This window comes from Allofournierella massiliensis (assembly GCF_004345265.1).
Taxonomy (GTDB): domain Bacteria; phylum Bacillota; class Clostridia; order Oscillospirales; family Ruminococcaceae; genus Allofournierella; species Allofournierella massiliensis.
In genome coordinates this window covers 1-1,763 of the sequence record NZ_SLUM01000068.1, presented here as the reverse complement: position 1 = coordinate 1,763, position 1,763 = coordinate 1, and the positions used below count along the sequence as shown (strand labels likewise).

The 1,763-nt window shown below is 44.9% G+C and carries 2 protein-coding genes; both read left to right on the top strand.

Going from position 1 to position 1,763, the window contains the following annotated elements; translation table 11 throughout:
• Positions 1 to 200: 200 nt before the first annotated feature.
• Positions 201 to 1,004 (top strand): helix-turn-helix domain-containing protein, encoded by an 804-nt coding sequence (locus tag EDD77_RS17835; protein ID WP_002334816.1) that lies wholly within the window; start codon positions 201 to 203, stop codon positions 1,002 to 1,004.
• Between the two features lie 28 nt (positions 1,005 to 1,032).
• Positions 1,033 to 1,578, top strand: a complete 546-nt coding sequence (locus EDD77_RS17830; RefSeq protein WP_001071501.1) for an AAA family ATPase — start codon at positions 1,033 to 1,035, stop codon at positions 1,576 to 1,578.
• The last annotated feature ends 185 nt before the right edge of the window (positions 1,579 to 1,763 follow it).

The following is a 1,763-nucleotide window of genomic DNA, read 5'->3' as shown; positions in this document are numbered from 1 at the left end:
TCCCCAGCCGGGGTATTCCTTTTCGGACGGTCATTCTGTTTTCAAGGTGCCGTCCATCGATGAACTACCCTAAGTCTACACGAAAAAAATGCAATTCCCGGAATATTGCGAGAATTGCATTTTGATGAAGTTTACACTTTGGAAATTGCATTTTTGCAATCATTCTGTATAATGGAAGTATGCGGAGGAGGTGCGTATCTATGGCTTTACCCGGAACACCCGGACAGCGGATTTCCGATTTATGCAACGGGAACCACATCACACAAAAGGAACTTGCGGAGAAGATAGGCGTTTCCGCTTCCCAGTTGAGCCGCATTGTCAGCGGCGAAACAAGAACGGTCAGCAGTGATATTCTCATAGGTGTGGCAAAGGAATTTAAGGTATCGACAGACTACATACTGGGCTTGTCTACCGTGAGCGTTCGTAAAAGCTACGATATTTCTGAATTAGGCTTGTCCGAGGGAGCCGTGAGGGGGCTTGTGACGGGTGCTGTTGATGTGCAAATCCTCAACCGCCTGTTGGAACACAGGAATTTTCCTAAGCTGATAGATTTGATACGGATTTATTTTCAGGATACGGCGGCAAAGGGCATAACAGCAAGAAACCAGCTTATCGAGATGGCAACGGCTTCCCTGTCCGACCTGATGAAAGAACACCCGGAACACCGGGCAGAAGCGAAGCAGGATTTACAGCTTTTGAACGCCCAAAAGATAGGGGAACATGAAGCGGAGATTGAAAAAATCAAAAATGTGTTCCTGGCTATCCTGCGGGACATTAAGAAAGACATTGACAACGGGGAACAGCCGGGAGAAGCTGTGACCGCCGCTATGTTCCAAGCCATGCGGGACGCACTGGCGGAACAGAAACAAAAACCACTTTCCATTGACGATGTAACGGCGATGATAGCTGGACAGATCGGACAGCTTACACCGATGGATAAAGAAACTGTTGAAATGTTCCAGCAGTTTGCGAAGAAGATGATTGAGCAGGCAGGAACAAAGTGATAAATTTGAATTGTGAGGGAAAATACAGATGAATCAAGGAAGAATTATTGTGATTACAGGCTCACCGGGGACAGGAAAAACAACAACTGCGTCAATTGTCGCAAAGGAATCAGATATGGATAAATCAGTGCATATGCACACCGATGACTTTTTTCATTACTTAAGCAAAGGCGCAATACCACCACATTTGCCAGAATCCAACGAGCAAAATCTGGTTGTCATTGAAGCCTTTTTAGAAGCTGCAAAGCGATATGCTCGTGGCGGATATGATGTAATTGTAGATGGGATTGTCGGGCCATGGTTTTTGGAGCCATGGAAAGCTCTTGCCCAAGAAGATTACGAGGTACACTATATTGTATTAAGAGCGAGTAAAAAAGAAACTATGAAGCGAGCTGTGGAACGCTCAAAATTAGATAGAAAAACAAATATTGAATTAGTGGAAACAATGTGGGAGCAATTTTCCGGTTTGGGAGTATATGAATCAAATGTCATAGACACAACTACATTCACAATTAAAGATACGGTTTCCGCAATAAAAGAAAGAGTTGCATGTGGGACGTCTTTACTATCTTAGACATTCCCATTTGTCAGGAAGATAGCAAAGCCAGCCGAGCCAGTCAACGGTCAAGATGAACGGCGCATTTCATGCGCCGCCGTTGACAGTCCCGCCCGTCTTTGCTAAAGGGTAATCAAGGCGGGAAAGCCCTAAAATGGCTTCACACCTATTTCAATAATTGGAGGAGATAAAAATGAGATCAG